Genomic DNA, 17,098 nt, shown 5'->3' with positions numbered 1-17,098 from the left:
TAACTGCATCGCGCCCCCGCGTGCACCCCGGATTGGTTTGAAGAAGGGGAAGGTCATGAAACATGTTCTTTCGGTCGCCTCCGAAGCGGTGCCGCTGGTCAAGACCGGCGGGCTGGCAGATGTCGTAGGCGCGCTGCCTGCGGCGCTGGCCGAGCAGGGCTGGAACATGCGGGTGATGATCCCGGCCTATCGCGGTATTCTGAAAAAGCTGAAATCTCCGAAAAAGGTTTGGGAAAGCGCCAATCTCTATGGCGGTCCGGCACGGCTGATGCTGGGCAAGGCGGCCGGGATGGAGGTCTTGGCGCTGGTGGCCGATCACCTCTTCGACCGCGATGGCGGCCCCTATTCCCAGGACGGCAAGGATTACGGTGACAATGCCGAGCGCTTCGCCGCGCTGAGTTTCGTCGCCGCCGAGATCGCGCGCGAAGGTCTGGGCAAATGGCGCCCCGATCTCTTGCATTGCCATGATTGGCAGACGGGGCTCGTGCCTTGGTATCTCCGTGGCTCGGGCATCCCGACGGTGATCACGATCCACAACATCGCCTTTCAGGGGCGCTTCGGGCGCGACAAGCTCGCGGCGCTCGGCCTTCAGGCCTGGGATTTCAACCGTGACGGGGTGGAGTTCTGGGGCGATATCTCGACGCTCAAGGCCGGTCTCGTGGCCGCCAATGCGATCACCACGGTCAGCCCGCGCTATGCCGAGGAACTGATGCGCGGCGAATTCGGGCTGGGGCTGGAGGGGCTTTTGCAGATGCGTGCAGGCGATTTGCACGGCATTCTCAACGGCATAGACGCAAGTGTCTGGAACCCCGAGGCCGACCCCGAGATAACGCCGTTCGCAGCGAACAAGATGGGTGGTAAATCCAGCAATCGCAAAGCATTGGAAGCCGAGTTTGATCTGGATGTGCCGGGTCCGCTGGCGATCCTGATCTCGCGTCTGACCTCCCAGAAGGGGATCGACCTGATCGCACCCGCGTTGGGGCCGTTTCTTGCGGCGGGCGGCGGATTGGCTGTGCTCGGATCGGGAGATGGTTGGGCCGAACACGCCATGCGCGAGCTCGCCGCGCAGAACCCCGGCCGTGTCGGGGTGAAGATCGGCTATGATGAGGCGCTCAGTCACCGGATGTTCGCGGGTGGCGATGCGGTTCTCGTGCCTTCACGGTTCGAGCCCTGCGGGCTGACCCAGCTTTACGGGTTGCGCTACGGTTGCCTGCCGGTCGTGGCGGCCGTGGGTGGTCTTGCCGACACGGTGATCGGGTCGAGCCCTGCGACCGAGGCCGCCAATGCCTCCACCGGCGTCGTCTTTCACCCGGTCGACGATCTCGCGTTGAGGCAGGCGCTCATGCGGCTCGTAACGCTCTACGAGGATCGCAAAGGGTGGAGCGCGATGCAGCGTCGCGCGATGAAAACCGACTGGGGCTGGGCGCGATCTGCCGAACGCTACGCAGCCCTTTACGACCAGCTTTGCGTGCAATGAAGATCGAGTCCGGACGCCCAGATCCGCTCGGCGCGACCCCCGGCGATGGCGGTGTGAATTTCGCGCTCGCCTCGGCCCATGCCGAGGCGGTGGAGCTGTGCATCTTCACCAAGACCGGCGAGACGCGTCTGGAGTTACCCGGGCGGGCGGGACCGATCTGGCATGGCTTCGTGCCCGGCCTGAAACCGGGGGCGCGTTACGGATATCGGGTGCATGGCAAATGGGCACCGGAAGAAGGCCATCGTTTCAACCCCGCCAAGCTGCTGATTGACCCCTACGCCCGCGCTCTCGACGCGAAGATCACCTGGCAAGCGCCTATGCAGCCGGGAAAAACCAAACCCGACCGGCGCAACAGCGCGGAGGTTATCCCAAAATCGCTGGTGTCCGAAATCGTGCAACCAGATTGGCAGCGCCCGCGTCATTCCTGGACCGAAACGGTGATCTACGAGGCCCATCCCAAGGGCCTGACCATGACCCATCCGGATGTTCCCGCCGAGCTGCGCGGACGGTGGACGGGGCTTGCGTCGGAGCCGATCCTTGCGCATCTGCGCAATCTGGGCGTCACTGCGATCGAGTTGCTGCCGACCTGCGCCTATCTCGACGATCGTTTCCTCGTCGAGAAGGGTCTGTCGAATTATTGGGGGTATCAGCCGATCGGCTTCTTTGCTCCCGAACCGCGCTATTCCGGCGCAGATCCGCGTGAGGAATTTCGCGAGATGGTGCGGCGTTTTCATGCCGCCGGGATCGAAGTGATCCTCGACGTGGTCTTCAACCATACGGGCGAGGGTGATACGCGCGGTCCGATGCTCAGCCTGCGCGGGATCGACAACGCGAGCTATTACCGGCTTGGCCCCGAGGGCGCGTATATCGACGAAACGGGGACCGGCAACACGCTCAACCTCGCAAATCCACTCGCGCTCCGGCTCGTGATGGATTGCCTGCGCCACTGGGTCGAGGAGATGGGGGTGGACGGGTTCCGCTTCGATCTCGCGGCGACGCTGGCACGTGGTGCATCCGGCGCGGTCGAACCGCACGCGCCTTTCCTGACCGCGATCGCGCAGGATCCGGTGCTGCGTGAGGTGAAGCTGATCGCCGAGCCCTGGGATATTGGACCGGGGGGCTACTACCTCGGCGGCTTTCCTCATCCGTTCAGCGAGTGGAACGATCGGTTTCGCGATGATGCCCGGCGGTTCTGGCGCGGCGATCGCGGCATGACGGGGGATCTCGCACGCCGGGTCGCTGGCTCGGCGGAACTATTCGACCAACACGGGCGCCCGGCAACAGCCTCGGTGAATTTCATCACCGCCCACGACGGCTTCACCTTGCAAGATCTTGTATCCTTTGGCGAAAAACACAACCACGCGAATGGCGAAAACAACCGCGACGGCCATGATGCGAACTATTCCGAAGCGCTCGCGGATCCGCAAGCTCAGGCCGCGCGCAAACGCGCCTTGCTGGCCACGATGATCCTTAGCCAGGGCGTTCCGATGCTTCTGGCTGGCGACGAGATCGGCAATTCACAGAGCGGCAACAACAACGCATATGCGCAGGATAACGAGATCGGCTGGATCGATTGGACCGCACCTGACGAAGGTTTAATTTCCTTCGTCAAGCGTCTGATACAGATAAGAAAAGATCACAAGGTTCTTCGTCAGTGCCGGTTTCTTCACGCCTTGGAACGCAAACAGGACGGCATTCGCGATCTGATCTGGCGGCTCTGCCCCGGAGGAGAGCCGCAGCCCAATGACTGGAACGATCCGGAGCTGCGCTGCATCGGGGTCGAGATCCGCGGGGCGGCCGAGGGACCGGCAGGCGATGCGGGCTATGAAGCGGTCTATCTGCTTCTCAATGCCGGCCCGACTTGTAAGGCAGCGCTGCCGAACGGGCAATGGACGCTGCTTCTCGACACGGCGCGACCCGAGGCCGCGGAGGAGCAATTCTCCGCTGCCGAGACTTGCCTTGCCGCCCAATCCGTTCAAGTCTTCACCCGCGCGACACCGCAGGAGACATCATGACCCGCCACGCCACCCGACCGATCGACGGCCAGAAACCCGGCACTTCCGGCCTGCGTAAGAAAACCCGCGTCTTCATGCAGCCGGATTTCCTCGAGAATTTCGTTCAGGCGACATTCGATGCGGTTGGCGGTGTGAGGGGCAAGACTCTGGTTCTTGGCGGCGACGGGCGCTACTTCGGGCGCGAAGCCGCGCTGACGATCCTGAAGATGGCGGCGGCGAATGGCGCTGCGCGTGTCATTGTCGGGCAGGGCGCCTGGCTCTCGACCCCTGCCGCCTCGAACCTGATCCGCCAGCGCGCCGCAGATGGCGGGGTGATCCTTTCGGCCAGCCATAACCCCGGCGGACCGGACGAAGATTTCGGCGTGAAATACAACATGTCGAACGGCGGGCCTGCGCCGGAATCCGTGACCGCTGCGATCTACAAACGCACGCAGGAGATCACTGAATATCTCAAACTCGACGCGCCCGATTCCGACCTCGACAGGCTGGGTGAGAGCACACTTGGCGATATGGTTGTCGAGGTCGTCGATCCGGTTTCCGCCTATGCGGAGCTGATGGAATCTCTTTTCGATTTCAAAGCCCTGCGCGGCCTATTTGATGCTGGCTTCCGGATGCGGATGGATTCGATGTGCGCAATCACCGGGCCTTATGCGGTCGAGATTTTCGAAAACCGCCTCGGCGCACCGAAAGGCACGGTGACCCATGCAACGCCACTGCCGGATTTCGGCGGCATGCATCCCGATCCGAACCCGACTTGGGCGCATGAACTGATGGACGAGATGATGGGCGAGACCGCGCCCGATTTTGGCGCTGCCTCCGACGGCGATGGCGACCGGAACATGATCCTCGGCGCGGGCACCTATGTCTCCCCCTCGGACAGCCTCGCAGTGCTGGCGGCGAATGCGCATCTCGTGCCGGGGTACAAGGACGGGCTGAAGGGAGTTGCGCGCTCAATGCCGACTTCGGCTGCAGCGGACCGCGTCGCTGAGGCGCTGGGGCTTGATTGCTACGAGACGCCGACAGGCTGGAAATTCTTCGGCAATCTGATGGATGCGGGCCGCGTGAGCCTGTGCGGTGAGGAGAGTTTCGGGACCGGCTCTGACCACGTGCGCGAGAAAGACGGGCTCTGGGCGGTCCTGATGTGGCTGAATATCCTGGCCGTGCGCAAGATGTCGGTGGCCGAGATCCTGTCCGATCACTTCGCACGCTATGGTCGAAACTACTATTCGCGCCATGATTACGAGGCACTGCCTATCGATGTTGCCGAAGCCATGCTGGGCGATCTTCGTGGTAAGCTCGGGACTCTGAAAGGTACGCAAACCGAAGGGCTTACGGTCGAAAGCTCAGACGAATTTTCCTATACTGACCCGGTCGACGGTTCGATCTCCGAGGGTCAGGGTTTCCGTATTCTCTTCGAGGGAGGCTCTCGCGTCGTGCTCCGTCTCTCGGGCACCGGCACGGAAGGGGCGACGCTGCGCGTCTATCTTGAACGTTACGCTCCCGGACCCGATGGACTCGACCACGATCCGCAACAGGCGCTGGCTCCGATCATCGCTGCAACCGAGGCGCTGGTGGGCATCCGTGCCCGCACGGGCCGTGCAGGTCCCGACGTCATCACCTGAGACCAAGGTCGAATTTCGCCGCGCCGTCCATCCGCTAGGCTGGGCCCATGTTACGCGCGGCATTTTTCTGGTTGATGACGGCTTTTCCCGCACTCGCGGCCAGCCTGACGCATGACCAGGTCGCCGATATGGTCGTCGCCCCCTATGCGGTCGGCGACGAGATTAACGACAAGGGTGTCTGGCAGCTATTGAACTCGGGTGGCGGCGAGGCCGGCTACGTGTTCGAGACCGGAGAGCTTGCGCCGCTTCCGGGATTTTCGGGCAAGCCGATCAACATGCTGGTGATGCTCGATCTCGAAGGCCGGTTCATTGCGGTCAAGCTGATCAACCAGCACGAGCCGGTCTTCGTGTCGGGCCTTGGGGAGGCGCCGTTTCGCGATTTCCTCGAACAGTATCGCGGTCACTCGATCAATGAACCCCTCGTCGTCGGAACGCCCTATGGGGGTGCTGGCTCTGGCTCGGATCTGGTTTATCTCGACGGGGTGACGAAGGCGACGGCGAGCGTGCGGATCGCCCATGAGTCAATTCTGGCCGCAACCTTGGCCGTGGCACGCGAGAAGATGCAAGGGATCCGCGCCGGGCCACCGCCAAAGCCCGACCCGGACCATGCCGAGGAACTGGACTGGCAAGGGCTGGCTGACGCGGGGTTGATCGGGCGGCTGCGGATCACGAACGCGCAGGAGGATGCCGCCTTCGAGGGCACGAAATGGGCCCATGATGATCCCGAAGGGGCTAACGATCCCAATGGGATGTATCTTGACCTTTACGTGATTGATCTCGGCCCGCCATCGATTGCGAAAGCCGCGCTTTCGCCCGAGACCTATGCCGAGACGCGGCGCTTTCTATCGCGTGCACCCGATGACGAGCTGTATCTCCTGATCGAGGCTGGGCGGCAGGGGCTGGTGAGCGAGGATTTCGTGCGCAACACCGCGCCGGATCGGATTTCGGCGCAGCAGGACGGGCTACCGCTGGCGCTGCGCGATGCGGATATCCTTGCACATCTCTCGAAGGGCGCCCCGGAAGGTCTTGACGATGCGACAAAACTCGTTGTCCGCCTTGATCGGAGGCTGGGCTTCGATCCGACCCGAGATTGGTCGCTTTCAGCCCAGGCCGTGCGCCTGCACGGAATGTTCCAGCCGGAGGCGGGCGAGGCGCATTTCACGCTCAACCTCAAAACGCCGCAGCGGTTCTTCAGCTTCCCCGAAGCACCTGAGGCCCTGCCGCCCTGGCGTGAGGCATTGCGCAATCGCGCGACGGATATCTGGGTTCTGGCCGGGTTTCTGACTCTGCTGTTTGGCGCGCTCCTGATGCAGTCGAAACTGGCGGCGCTGAAGCTTTTCACGCCGGTGCGGCTTGGCATCCTCGCGATCACCATCGGGTTTGTGGGCTATTGGGGGCAGGGACAACTCTCGATCGTCACGCCGCTTGCGGTACTCCGGGCACTGACCGGGAACGGCTCTCTGGAAGTGCTGCTATATGACCCGTTTTCGCTTCTGATCTGGGCTGCAACACTCCTCGGGTTCATCCTTTGGGGGCGCGGTTTTTTCTGCGGCTGGCTTTGCCCTTACGGGGCGATGCAGGAATTTGCCCATCACATCGGGCGCTTCTTGAACTTGCCGAAATGGGAGCCGCCGCGGTCGCTGGCGCAGGCGCTGCTATGGACGGGGCCACTCGCGCTTGTCGCGTTGGTCGGCATTGCACTTCTCGCGCCCGATCACACGGAAAAAGCGGTCGAGATCGAACCCTTCAAGACCGCCATCACCACCCATTTCGACCGCCCCTGGCCCTATGTGCTCTGGGCCGGCGGATGGATTGTGGTGTCCGCAGTCTGGTTCAAGGGGTTCTGTCGTTCGGTCTGTCCGCTGGGAGCGGCGATGCGGCTCGGGGGGCTGTTGCGCATGCGCAGATGGATCCCGCGGCGTCAGGACTGCGGCTCGCCCTGTCAGCTGTGCAAGGTACGGTGCAATTACGGTGCCATCGCGAAAACCGGCGAAATCAGGTATTCAGAATGTTTTCAGTGCCTTGATTGCGTCAAAATTCATGACGACCCGGCGCTGTGCGTGCCGCTGGTACTTGAGGCGAAACGCGCGCAGCGGGCACAGGTGATCTCGGAGGCGGCGGAATGAAACGGCGGCGGTTCTTGCAGATTTCGGCAGCGGCGGCGTTTGCGGGACGCCCGGTGCATGCCGCCCGGTGGCAGGGGCAAGCCTTCGGGGCTGAAATCGGGATCGACATACGCGGCGCGGAAACGAAAGAGCACGATATCAATAGGCTACGTGCCGATATTGAGATGATCGAAGCCACATTTTCTCTGCATCGCCCATCAGAGCTGACCGCCTTGAATGCCAAAGGGTCGGCACGACCGTCAGAGGCGATGCGCGAAGTTCTGGACCTGGCCCGCCGTGTCCATGCCGCGACGGCGGGGGCTTTCGATCCGACGGTGCAACCGCTTTGGCAGGCCTTGGCCGAGGGGCGAGCCGGGGCTGATATGCGCCCCAAGATCGGCTTCGAGCATGTTGAAATAAATTCGGAAATTCGCCTTGGTGCAGGGCAGGCCATGACCCTCAACGGAATCATTCAGGGCTATGCCGCCGATCGCATCCGCGCGCTTTTGATCGCGCGTGGCTATCGCGATGTGCTGGTCGATATGGGCGAATTCGCAGCGATTGGGGGGCCGTTTACGCTTGGGGTGGCCGATCCGGTGGCGGGACTGCTCGGACGGCTAGTGCTTCGAGACGGGCAGGCGGTCGCGACGTCGTCGCCGGGGGCACTCGCGCTGCCCGGCGGCAGCCATATCCTCGGGCCGCAGGGGCAGCCGCCGCTCTGGTCGACCGTCACCGTCGAGGCGTCGAGCGCAGCACTTGCCGATGCGGCCTCGACCGCGTTCGTGCTCATGGACCGGAACGCGATTGCCCGCAGCGCGAAGACGCTCGGGCTGTCGGAGGTTCATCTCGTGGATTTTGAGGGAAATTACGGGCCGCTCTGACCTGGGATCAGCGCGGCCCGATTTGCCGTTTCACTGCGTGGGTGGGGTAAACTCCACGCCATATTCGGCAAAGGCCGTGGCGATCCGGCCATCCTGAAGCGCCGCCGCGATTGCATCGTCAACGGCATAGGCAAGGGGGCGATGCTGCATCGAGAGCGCTACGCCGATCACCCATTTCGAACGCGGCAGGCCCAAGGGCGGCTCGTGGATCTTGATCCCCGGCGCCATCGCCGCTTCCAGTTCGGCGCGCGGCCCCATTACAGCCATGACCTCGTGATCGGCCAAGGCCTGCATCGCGAGCGCCGTTGTGCGAAAGCGATGAACTTTGTCAGCAGAGGGACCACGCGTCACATCGCTCATGTAGAAATCCGAGATCGAGTCATTCTCGACCCCGATCGGATCGTAGCGAAACACCGCCGGCGTCGGCCCCTTGTCGGGATAGCTAGCGGCATCATAGGCGATGGCGATATGCTCCTCGCCATAAAGCCCTGTGAAAACCACCTGATCGAAGCGACAGGCATAATCCACATCATAGGGCACATGCAGCATGACATCCGAGACACGCCCATTCACCACCGCGCCCTTGTAGACGTAATTGCGCAGATCCGCATCGAGCGTCTCGCCCGCACTCACCAGCCGGAAACGGGGCTGTACCCCGAGATCCTCGGCGATGATCTTGCCGATCTCGACGTCTATGCCCTTCGCCTTGCCACCCTCTTCATAGGACCAGGGTGCGTAATCCTCGTAGAGGGCAAACTCGATGTAGCCATCCGCGATGATCCGGTCGAGGCCACGCCCGATATCCTGTGGCGCGGTGTTCTGGAGTTTCTGCTCGGGCGCATAGCCCTCACAGGCCGAAAGGGCGGGTGTGGCCAAAGCCACCCCGCCCAGAAGCGCCAGGGTCAGCACCCCGGTCCTTATCCGACGCACAAGCATCACTCGGCCGCCGAAATGCCGATCGACAGCATATCGGCCGCTTCCTTCTGCTTGTCGGGGCTCTTTTCGAGCTCATGGGCCGCGCGCGAAACCGCGCTGTCAGCAACAGGCGCGCCCGATGCGGTCTCGACCTTGCCCGCGATATCTTCAAGCGTCGCGATCACGGTCGGCACATCGGCGTCGCCCTCAGCCAGTTGATCGCGGATCGTGTGGAGTTGGTCGGAATAGGGATCAAGCGCCCCGTCATCGGGCCGCGTCTCGATATAGGTGCGGATCGCCCAAGCCGCTTTCTGACCGAGGATATCGCCGAAAGCGGGCATCTTGGTAATGCCGTTCTGGGTCATGCCATGGCGGAAACGTTCGACGAACCACTCGTCGCCATATTCCTCGGCCTCGAGATAGCGCAGGTCAGGGGCGAGACCGCCCGAGACCGCGCCAAGCCCGTGACAGCGCGCGCAGTTCTGGTTGAAACCGCTATCGCCAATCTGCACGGCCTTCGCCCAGACCTCTTCGCCCGCAGTCGCGGCCCGATAGGGGTTTTCGCTAAGCCACTCCTCGCCCACATCGGGCAGAGCATCGGTATTGACCGGCTGCGGGGTCACATCGCCATGGGCAAAGGCAACCGCCGGGGTCAGAGCGCAGAGCGCGGCCAACAGGGTCTTGCGGGTGTCGAGCATCTGAACCTCCCAAAAAGATCTCGCTTGCTCTCTGGATAACGCGGCGGTGCAGCACGCCACCATTCGACCTTGGTCTTGGTCAGGCCCGGATCGGCGGGGTTCGGCATTGTCCTTTGGTCGAATAGGCGGGCGCGAGCGGGCTGCTACTCTGATCGCGGAGGCGTGATCGCGATTGCGCAAGGGAGGATGAGATGGCGTTTGAAGGATGGGCCCGCTTGGCGGGCGCGGCGTTGGTTTCGGTCGTGATGGGGCTTGCGGGCGCGGGCGCCACGGTGGCCGGTGATCTGCCGGTGTTGAAAGTGGCGGCGCTCGAGGGCGGCACGGTCAATTGGGAGCTCGACACGATCCGCCATTACGGCCTCGACCGCGCGAACGGATTTACCCTGGAAGTCGTGCCGGTCGCGGGCAAGTCGGGCTCGGACATCATGCTTCAGGGCGGCGCGGTGGATGCGATCGTGACCGATTGGTTCTGGGTCGCGCGGATGCGCGCAGCCGGTGAGGATTACCGCTTCATCCCGTACTCGAAGGCCGTGGGCGGGCTGATGGTGAAGGCCGACAGTCCCGCGAAACGCCTTGCAGATCTGAAAGGCAAGAAAATCGGGATCGCGGGAGGGCCGATCGACAAGAGCTGGCTGATCCTGCGGGCCTATGCGCAAAAGTCCGAGGGGATCGATCTGGCTGCCGAGACCGAGCAGGTCTTTGGCGCACCGCCCCTGATCATGAAGGCCGCGCTCTCCGGCGAGGTCGATGGGGCGATCAATTTCTGGCATTTTGCGGCAAAGATGGAGGCGGCGGGCATGGTGCCGCTGGTTACCGTCAGTGAGGCGGCGCGCGAACTGGGCCTTTCACCCGAAACGCCGCTGCTGGGCTATGTGCTGCCCGGTGATCTGGTCGACACGAGGCCCGAACTTGCGCAGGGCCTGGCAGTGGCCTCACGCGCGGCGAAGGAAAAGCTCGCGACCGACGATGCGGCTTTCGTACGGCTGCGCCCGATCATGCGCGCAGGCGATGATGCGCAATACGCAGCCCTCGTCGCGGGGTTCCGCGCGGGTATTCCCGCCCCCGGTCCGGTCGATGAAGACGCCGCCGACCGGATGTTGCGCCTGATGGCGGAGCTGGGCGGCGCGAAACTCGTGGGCGGGGCGACCTCGCTGCCCAAGGGCACTTTCCTGTCGAACTGAACCGATGATGCGAGCAGGCGTGATTACACAGGGACATGAGCGCGAACAGGTCGAGCGGCGACCGGAGCAGGAGGCCAATCGGCGTCCCGACGTGCCGGTCGCGCTGGCCTCGCTGATCGCGCTGGTTCTGGTCTGGGCGGGCGGGGCATGGCTCCTGAACGACCCGCGCCTCGCTCCCGGACCGCAAATCGTCTTCCCGACACTCTGGGAGGCTCTTGTCTCAGGCCAGCTCTGGCCCGACCTGAGTGCGACGCTGATCCGTGTTCTCTTCGCCTTCACCCTTGCTATGGGGATCGGCGCGGCCATCGGCATCGCACTTGGTGCGAGTGAGCGCGCGGATCGTTGGTTCGGACCCTGGCTGACAGTTGCGCTCAATGTCCCGGCGCTGGTGACGATCGTGCTGTGTTATCTCTGGATTGGCCTTAACGAGTGGGCCGCGATCGCCGCCGTTGCGGTCAACAAGATCCCGATGGTCGCGGTGATGCTGCGCGAAGGGATGATCGCACGCGATCCGGACCTCTCCGACATGGCACGGCTTTACCGGATGGGGGTGGTTGCACGGCTGCGTCACATACTGATCCCACAACTTGCGCCGCAGATCATGGGAGCGGCGCGGGCGGGGCTCGCACTGATCTGGAAGATCGTGCTCGTCGTGGAATTTCTCGGTCGGTCCAATGGGATAGGCTTTCGTATTCATCTGGATTTTCAAATGTTCGATATCGCAGGCGTGCTGGCCAATGCGCTGGCTTTCGTGGCGGTGATGCTTGCCGTGGAATGGGGCATCCTCGCCCCCCTCGCGCGCCGCGCCGCAAGCTGGAGGCAGAGATGATCCGGCTCGATCTGTCAGAAAAAGGCTATGGCGGCGTGCCGGTTCTGGGACCGATGCAGCTGCGCGTCGGTCGCGGCGAGGTTCTGGGCCTGTCGGGGGCCTCCGGAGCGGGCAAGACGACGCTGTTGCGCATTCTCGCGGGGTTGGACAGCCGGTTCGCAGGCACGCTGGAAATCGATGGGCGCAGCGCGATGGTGTTCCAGAACCCGACCCTGATGCCCTGGCGACGCGTGATCGACAACGTGACGCTGCCGACCTCGGCCACCGAGGAACAGGCGCGAGCGATGTTGGCGCGGGTCGGGCTCGAAAGCGTCGCGGACCACTGGCCGGGCCAGATCTCGGTCGGGCAGGCGCGCCGGGTTGGCCTCGCACGGGCCTTCGTCACCAAGCCCGACGTGTTGCTCATGGACGAACCCTTCGCCTCTCTCGACGGCGCGCGAGTCGGGGATCTGTTGGAGCTGACCGCAGCGCTGATCGCCGAGACCAATGCTGCCGTGGTCATCGCAAGCCATGCGGCGGGCGAACTCGACGCCCTGGCGACGCGGTTTGCCCGTGTGGATGGCCGTCCGGCGCGGCTCTTTCAGGAAGAGCGGGTGCGGGCGGGTTCGTAACCCCTAAGGGCGGCTACGAAAAACACGACTGTCGCAAGCGCCGTCCAGCCAAGCGCCTCGAGGTTCAACTGGCCATAGAACGCGAAGCGAACCAGTTCAACTGCATGCGTGAAGGGATTGATTTCGCATAGCTTTGCAAGAAGAGGCGAGCTCTCCTGCATCTTCCAGATCGGATAGAGCGCCGAGGAACAGAAGAACATCGGGAAGATCACGAAATTCATCACCCCGGCAAAATTTTCGAGCTGCTTGATCCGCGCCGAGAGCAGCAGACCGAGCGCCCCGAGCATCAGTGCCGAGAGCAACAAAGCCGGCAGGGCCGTCGCATAGCCGGTGGCGGGAACGCGCAGCCCGAATAGCGCCGCGATGACCAGAAAAGCCGCGACCTGCACAAGACCGACCAACGCCCCGGCCAGCAGTTTCGCGCCCAGCATGAACCAGCGTGGCAAGGGCGCCGTCAGCATCAGACGCATCGCCCCGTTTTCGCGGTCATGCACGAGGCTGAGCGAGCTTTGCATGCCCGAAAACAGCAAGATCATCGCGCAAAGACCCGGCAGGATATAGGTCTCGTAGGAGATATAGGTCTTGTAGGGCGCGATAATCGACAGGCCCAGAGCGGCCCGGAACCCGGCGGCGAAAATGAACAGCCAGACCAGCGGACGCACGAGCGCGGCGAGGAAGCGCTCGCGTTGCGTGACGAAGCGGGCCAGTTCGCGTGTGGCGATGGCCGAGGCGGCGGAAAGCGCGCTCATGCCGCCTGCTCCATAGCCACGTTAAACCAATCGGTTACGGGTCTTCCTTCAACCAACGTCCTGACCTCGCCGCTTGCCATCACGACGCCCTTATGAAGCAACACAACCTGATCTTCAGCGCGCAACTCATCTGCCAGATGGGTTGCCCAGAGCACGGTAATCCCCTCGCGGGCAAGCTGATGAACATGCGCAGTGATCGCGCTCCGGGCAGGCGCATCAAGGCCGACGGTCGGTTCATCGAGCAACAACAGGCGGGGGCGATGCAGCAACGCGCGAGCAATTTCCATGCGCCGCCGATGGCCGCCATTGAGCGCTCGAAGTTTCTCATCTACCCGTTCGTCCATGCCCAGGAGCTCGAGCGCTTCTGCGATCCGCGCATCTGCCCGCTTGCGGCCCAACCCGTGCAGCGCCGCGAAATAGCGCAGGTTTGCACGCACCGAGCGATCGAGATCGAGCGTCGGCTGCTGGAACACCACACCGATCTCGGCCAAAGCCGCACGGCGGTTGCGCGCCATATCATGCCCTGCGACCGCGACGACGCCCGGGGCGGGGCGGATCAGCCCCGTCAGCACCGACATCAGCGTGGACTTGCCCGCGCCATTCGGCCCAAGAAGCGCGCAGAACCGGCCCCGCGCGACGGTGAAGCTCACATCGCGCAGGGCAGGCTTGCGGCCCCAGTCATGGCTGAGGCCTCGGACCAGAAGGGCGGGCGCGTCACTCAATCACGATCTCCAGCCTTTGCGTGGAGCCGGTCGCGCCGGGGATATGCAGGTCGTAGCGGCCCGGCTTGATCGCGATGAAGCCGATCTCCATCGTGCCTGCGCGGTCGAACTCGATCGAATGAAGCCCCATCGGACGGACCTCCAACCCGCGGATCACCACCTCGTCGACCCAGATCGCCCGAAAGAAGCCTGCGCCTTCCAGCCCGATCTCGCCCGAGCCATCGGCGGTGATCTCGACCTCGTAGTACCGGCCCGATTTCAGATGCCACGGTTCCCCGAGCGGTTCCCCCACCGACAAGATCACGTCGGGCAAGTCTTCCTTATTCTTCCCCGCGAGCAATCCCGCCGGAGGTGATGCGTCATCGCCATCGTCATCGGCCCATGCAGGGCCCGCGCAAAGCGCCGCGAGAAGGCTAACTTTCAGGATTTCGGAAAACACTGGAAACCTCGTTAGTTTTGCGTCGGTCGTGCCGCGGCGCCCCAGGGAAAGCGGCCGACCTTCACGGTGTCGATGGGATTGAGCGAGGCAATGTCGATAACCGTCACATCCCCCGAAACCCCGTTGGTGGTGAATAGCCGGGTCTGGTCGGGCGAGATCGCCATATGCCAGACCCGGCGCCCGACGAGGATGTATGTCTCGACCTCGAAGGTTTTCGCATCGACCACCGCAATATGGTTCGCGGGGCCAAGCGCGATGAAGACCTTCGAGGCATCGGGAGAAAATCGCATCCCGACCGGCTGGATTTTCTCGGGGCGCACGCCCTTGAGCTGGAAGGAAATCTTGCCGATCTGGCTTTGATCCGTCGTATCGAAGATCGCGACCGTTCCTCCGATCTCGGAACTGACCCACAGCTCTTTGCCGTCAGGGCTGAACTCGGCATGGCGGGGGCGCGGATCGACCAGCGAATTCGCGATGATCTTGTGCGTTTGCGTGTCGATCCAATGCGCCATGTTGGTCGTTTCGGAGGTCGTCACCTGCACTTTTCCGTCCGGTGATATCCCCATACCCTCGGGCTCCACACCCACGTCGATCTGCGAGACGACCTTACGGGTCTGGGTGTCGACGACCGTGGTGATCGCGTCATCTTCATTGGCGATGTAGAGAAGGCGATCATCCGGCGCGATCACGAATTGCTCGGGGTCTTCGCCAGAGGGCAGGTCATGCAGGATCTTGCCGGTATCGGGGTCCATCACCTGCACCGCATCGCTGTCTGACGCACAGATATAAAGGCGCTTGAAATCGCGACTGAAAGTGATCCCGCGCGGGCGCTCGCCGGTCTCGTAGGTATGCAGCACCTCAAGCGTCTGCGCGTCGATCACGCTGACCGTATCGTCCATCTCATTGGTCACCCAGATCTCGTCCGCCATCGCGGGCGAGACAAGCAGGGTCGTAAGCAGTAACGCGCGGATCATTTGGCGTCTCCGAAAGCGGTGCAGGGGGACTCGGGCGCATCCACGCCCAGAGTGTCGAGTTCGTTGGCCTGGTGCAGGAAGCCTTCAAGCGGCGCGAGGGCGGCCACTGCGCGCTCGGTCACGAGCGGGATAGGCTGGCGCAGCTGTCCGTTCCAGTTACGGAAAGACAGGGGACGGCCAAGGAAACCCGCGAGGCGAAATTCGTCTGACAGCATATAGGCGCGAAGCGTCGCCGGATCGGTCGCTTGCGTGCGGGTGAAAGCCTCACCAAGGGCTGCGACGGCGATCCAGGCGGCAAAATCGGCCTGTTGCATTTCGCGACCCGCCGCCTCGCGAAAGCGGTTTTGTAGCTGCGCCGCGCCATATTGCTCGACCACGCCCGACCAACCCACGGGTTTGAGCCCTTCCGAGCCAGCCAACGGGCGCGCAGTCCAGGTGTTATAGGCGATGTAGCGGGCGAAATCGCCGGGCTCATCCGAAACGAGCAGCAGATCATGGGCGGGCAGGTCTTGCGTGAATAGCGGGACCTCGGCGGCGGCGGCACGGCGCATATTGGCGTCGAAATCCCAGGTTTTCTCGCCCTCAAGGCTCAGGCCGAACTTCGCCAGCGAATGTTTCAGCGCCGCGGTGAAAGCCTGATCTTCGGGCAATTGTCCCGCGATCAGGGCCAGTTTGCGCCATTGCTTCTTGAGCAGGAACTGCGCCAGCGCATCGGTGCGCATCGCATAGCTCGGCGCGGTATGCAGCACATTCGCGCGGCAGTCGGCGCCCCGCAGCGCATCGTCTTGCGCATAGGCATCGAGGATGAGCGCGCCTTGCGCATCGGGCAGATCGGCGAGGTCCAGAAGATCCGGGGCAGGGGCCTTGACCACCAGAACGCGCGCACCCTCTGCCAGCGCGGATTTCGCAGCTTTCAGAAAATCCGCATCGGGAGAGACGACGGTCTCGTGCAGATCATAGCTTTGCCCGGTAAAACGCCCTGTCGTTGCGATGTCACGCTCGGCCAGCCGCGCGCCGTCGAGACCCAGCGTCGGGGGAATCGCCGCCATGTTGGACAGGACCGGTGGCGGCGTGACTTGCCGCTCGATCCAGTCGATGCGCAGCACCTCCGCCTGCGATTGGGACGCAAGCGCAAGCGCGGCGCAAGCGCCGATGAGCCATTGAAAAGCCAAAGAATTCCTCCCGCACCGGAACTTTTCCGATCCACTCATGCTGCGAATGCGGGGTCGTATGCGCAATACGACCAATGTCTAGGGGGGCCGGCGATCCATTGAACGCGCGCGCGTGATAGGCTGATTTCGGACGATCGAGGGAGGTCAGAGGATGCGTAAGACTACCATCATCGCTGCGCTGGTGGCGGCACTACCCGTTTGCGGCGCCGCTCAGGACGCCGAGAGCTATGGCGATCTGAACCCCGAAGAGCTGTCGCTTGATCGGGCGCTGCGCGATGTCGGGCGCGGCGAGACCTCGATGACGAATTGCGCGATGGGATATCTGATCACGAAGTCTGGCCGTCATGCCGAGGCGCGGATGCTCTTCGAGCGCTGCTCGCAAGATGGCTGGACCGGCGCGATGACCTGGATGAGCCAGCTTGAGGATAACGGGCTGGGCGGGCCGCTCGAGCCCGGTGCCGCGGCCGATTGGGACAAGCGCGCGGCGGATCTGGGCGATCCGGTGGGCATGTTCAACCGTGGGCTCGACCTTATGCGCGGACGCGGCGTGGCCAAGGATGAGGCCGCGGGCAGGGCCCTTGTGGACCGCGCTGCCGAGGCTGGCCTGCCAACCGCGAAACGTTTGCAGGGCGCGGGTTACGATCTCGATGAGGTCACGCCCGACGCCGACAACTGGAAATACGCGCCTCTGTCCTGAGATCGCGTATC

General features: G+C 63.4%; 16 protein-coding genes. 9 read left to right on the top strand and 7 right to left on the bottom strand.

The window, feature by feature from the left end:
• Nucleotides 1-55 precede the first annotated feature (55 nt).
• Genes glgA through TP2_RS12845 form a run of 5 tightly spaced genes read left to right on the top strand, consistent with a single transcriptional unit; the run spans nucleotide 56 to nucleotide 8,100 of the window.
• Nucleotides 56-1,477 (top strand): glycogen synthase GlgA, encoded by a 1,422-nt coding sequence (glgA, locus tag TP2_RS12865; protein WP_038078143.1) that lies wholly within the window; start codon nucleotides 56-58, stop codon nucleotides 1,475-1,477.
• On the top strand, nucleotides 1,474-3,492 hold the full coding sequence (gene glgX / locus TP2_RS12860) for a glycogen debranching protein GlgX (RefSeq protein WP_051692595.1): 2,019 nt from the start codon (nucleotides 1,474-1,476) through the stop codon (nucleotides 3,490-3,492). The genes glgA and glgX overlap by 4 nt, the downstream gene beginning before the upstream one ends.
• Nucleotides 3,489-5,114: an alpha-D-glucose phosphate-specific phosphoglucomutase gene (locus TP2_RS12855; protein WP_038078141.1), complete on the top strand. Its 1,626-nt coding sequence runs from the start codon at nucleotides 3,489-3,491 to the stop codon at nucleotides 5,112-5,114. The genes glgX and TP2_RS12855 overlap by 4 nt, the downstream gene beginning before the upstream one ends.
• A gap of 47 nt (nucleotides 5,115-5,161) precedes the next feature.
• Entirely contained in the window at nucleotides 5,162-7,240 is a 2,079-nt protein-coding gene (locus TP2_RS12850; protein WP_038078140.1) for a 4Fe-4S binding protein, read from the top strand.
• Nucleotides 7,237-8,100, top strand: a complete 864-nt coding sequence (locus TP2_RS12845) for an FAD:protein FMN transferase (protein ID WP_038078138.1) — start codon at nucleotides 7,237-7,239, stop codon at nucleotides 8,098-8,100. Before TP2_RS12850 ends, TP2_RS12845 begins: the two co-directional genes overlap by 4 nt.
• Before the next feature lie 30 nt (nucleotides 8,101-8,130).
• On the opposite strand, the gene TP2_RS12840 is transcribed toward TP2_RS12845, so the two are convergent.
• Nucleotides 8,131-9,009, bottom strand: a complete 879-nt coding sequence (locus TP2_RS12840) for a transporter substrate-binding domain-containing protein (RefSeq protein ID WP_240473764.1) — start codon at nucleotides 9,007-9,009, stop codon at nucleotides 8,131-8,133.
• 26 nt (nucleotides 9,010-9,035) lie between these two features.
• Nucleotides 9,036-9,713, bottom strand: a complete 678-nt coding sequence (pedF, locus tag TP2_RS12835; protein WP_038078137.1) for a cytochrome c-550 PedF — start codon at nucleotides 9,711-9,713, stop codon at nucleotides 9,036-9,038.
• A 191-nt stretch (nucleotides 9,714-9,904) separates the two neighbouring features.
• On the opposite strand from pedF, the gene TP2_RS12830 reads away from it, so the two are divergent.
• From TP2_RS12830 to TP2_RS12820, 3 genes are read left to right on the top strand one after another with little or no spacing between them, the layout of a single operon-like run.
• Nucleotides 9,905-10,894 (top strand): ABC transporter substrate-binding protein, encoded by a 990-nt coding sequence (locus tag TP2_RS12830; protein ID WP_038078129.1) that lies wholly within the window; start codon nucleotides 9,905-9,907, stop codon nucleotides 10,892-10,894.
• A gap of 4 nt (nucleotides 10,895-10,898) precedes the next feature.
• Nucleotides 10,899-11,723: an ABC transporter permease gene (locus TP2_RS12825; protein ID WP_240473763.1), complete on the top strand. Its 825-nt coding sequence runs from the start codon at nucleotides 10,899-10,901 to the stop codon at nucleotides 11,721-11,723.
• Nucleotides 11,720-12,334 carry an ATP-binding cassette domain-containing protein gene (locus TP2_RS12820; RefSeq protein ID WP_038078126.1) on the top strand — a complete coding sequence of 205 codons (615 nt, stop codon included), beginning with the start codon at nucleotides 11,720-11,722 and terminating at the stop codon, nucleotides 12,332-12,334. Before TP2_RS12825 ends, TP2_RS12820 begins: the two co-directional genes overlap by 4 nt.
• Here TP2_RS12820 and TP2_RS12815 read toward each other — a convergent pair.
• Genes TP2_RS12815 through TP2_RS12795 form a run of 5 tightly spaced genes read right to left on the bottom strand, consistent with a single transcriptional unit; the run spans nucleotide 12,304 to nucleotide 16,390 of the window.
• Nucleotides 12,304-13,083: an ABC transporter permease gene (locus TP2_RS12815; RefSeq protein ID WP_038078123.1), complete on the bottom strand. Its 780-nt coding sequence runs from the start codon at nucleotides 13,081-13,083 to the stop codon at nucleotides 12,304-12,306. The genes TP2_RS12820 and TP2_RS12815 overlap by 31 nt on opposite strands.
• Complete coding sequence (locus TP2_RS12810) at nucleotides 13,080-13,805, bottom strand: ATP-binding cassette domain-containing protein (RefSeq protein ID WP_038078118.1); 726 nt, start codon at nucleotides 13,803-13,805, stop codon at nucleotides 13,080-13,082. Before TP2_RS12810 ends, TP2_RS12815 begins: the two co-directional genes overlap by 4 nt.
• On the bottom strand, nucleotides 13,798-14,244 hold the full coding sequence (locus tag TP2_RS12805; RefSeq protein WP_169739534.1) for a cupredoxin domain-containing protein: 447 nt from the start codon (nucleotides 14,242-14,244) through the stop codon (nucleotides 13,798-13,800). Before TP2_RS12805 ends, TP2_RS12810 begins: the two co-directional genes overlap by 8 nt.
• An 11-nt stretch (nucleotides 14,245-14,255) precedes the next feature.
• A complete protein-coding gene (locus TP2_RS12800) occupies nucleotides 14,256-15,218 on the bottom strand; it encodes a YVTN family beta-propeller repeat protein (protein WP_038078117.1) in 963 nt (320 codons plus the stop codon).
• The gene (locus tag TP2_RS12795; protein WP_240473762.1) at nucleotides 15,215-16,390 is read right to left on the bottom strand and encodes an ABC transporter substrate-binding protein; all 1,176 of its coding nucleotides are present in this window, start codon (nucleotides 16,388-16,390) and stop codon (nucleotides 15,215-15,217) included. The genes TP2_RS12800 and TP2_RS12795 overlap by 4 nt, the downstream gene beginning before the upstream one ends.
• A gap of 151 nt (nucleotides 16,391-16,541) precedes the next feature.
• Here TP2_RS12795 and TP2_RS12790 point away from each other — a divergent pair, with 151 nt between their 5' ends.
• Nucleotides 16,542-17,087 (top strand): tetratricopeptide repeat protein, encoded by a 546-nt coding sequence (locus TP2_RS12790; protein ID WP_038078116.1) that lies wholly within the window; start codon nucleotides 16,542-16,544, stop codon nucleotides 17,085-17,087.
• Nucleotides 17,088-17,098 lie beyond the last annotated feature (11 nt).

The sequence above is a fragment of the Thioclava pacifica DSM 10166 genome, assembly GCF_000714535.1.
Classification (GTDB): domain Bacteria; phylum Pseudomonadota; class Alphaproteobacteria; order Rhodobacterales; family Rhodobacteraceae; genus Thioclava; species Thioclava pacifica.
Note: the sequence above shows the minus strand (reverse complement) of the source record. Positions and strands in the feature narration are given on the sequence as shown.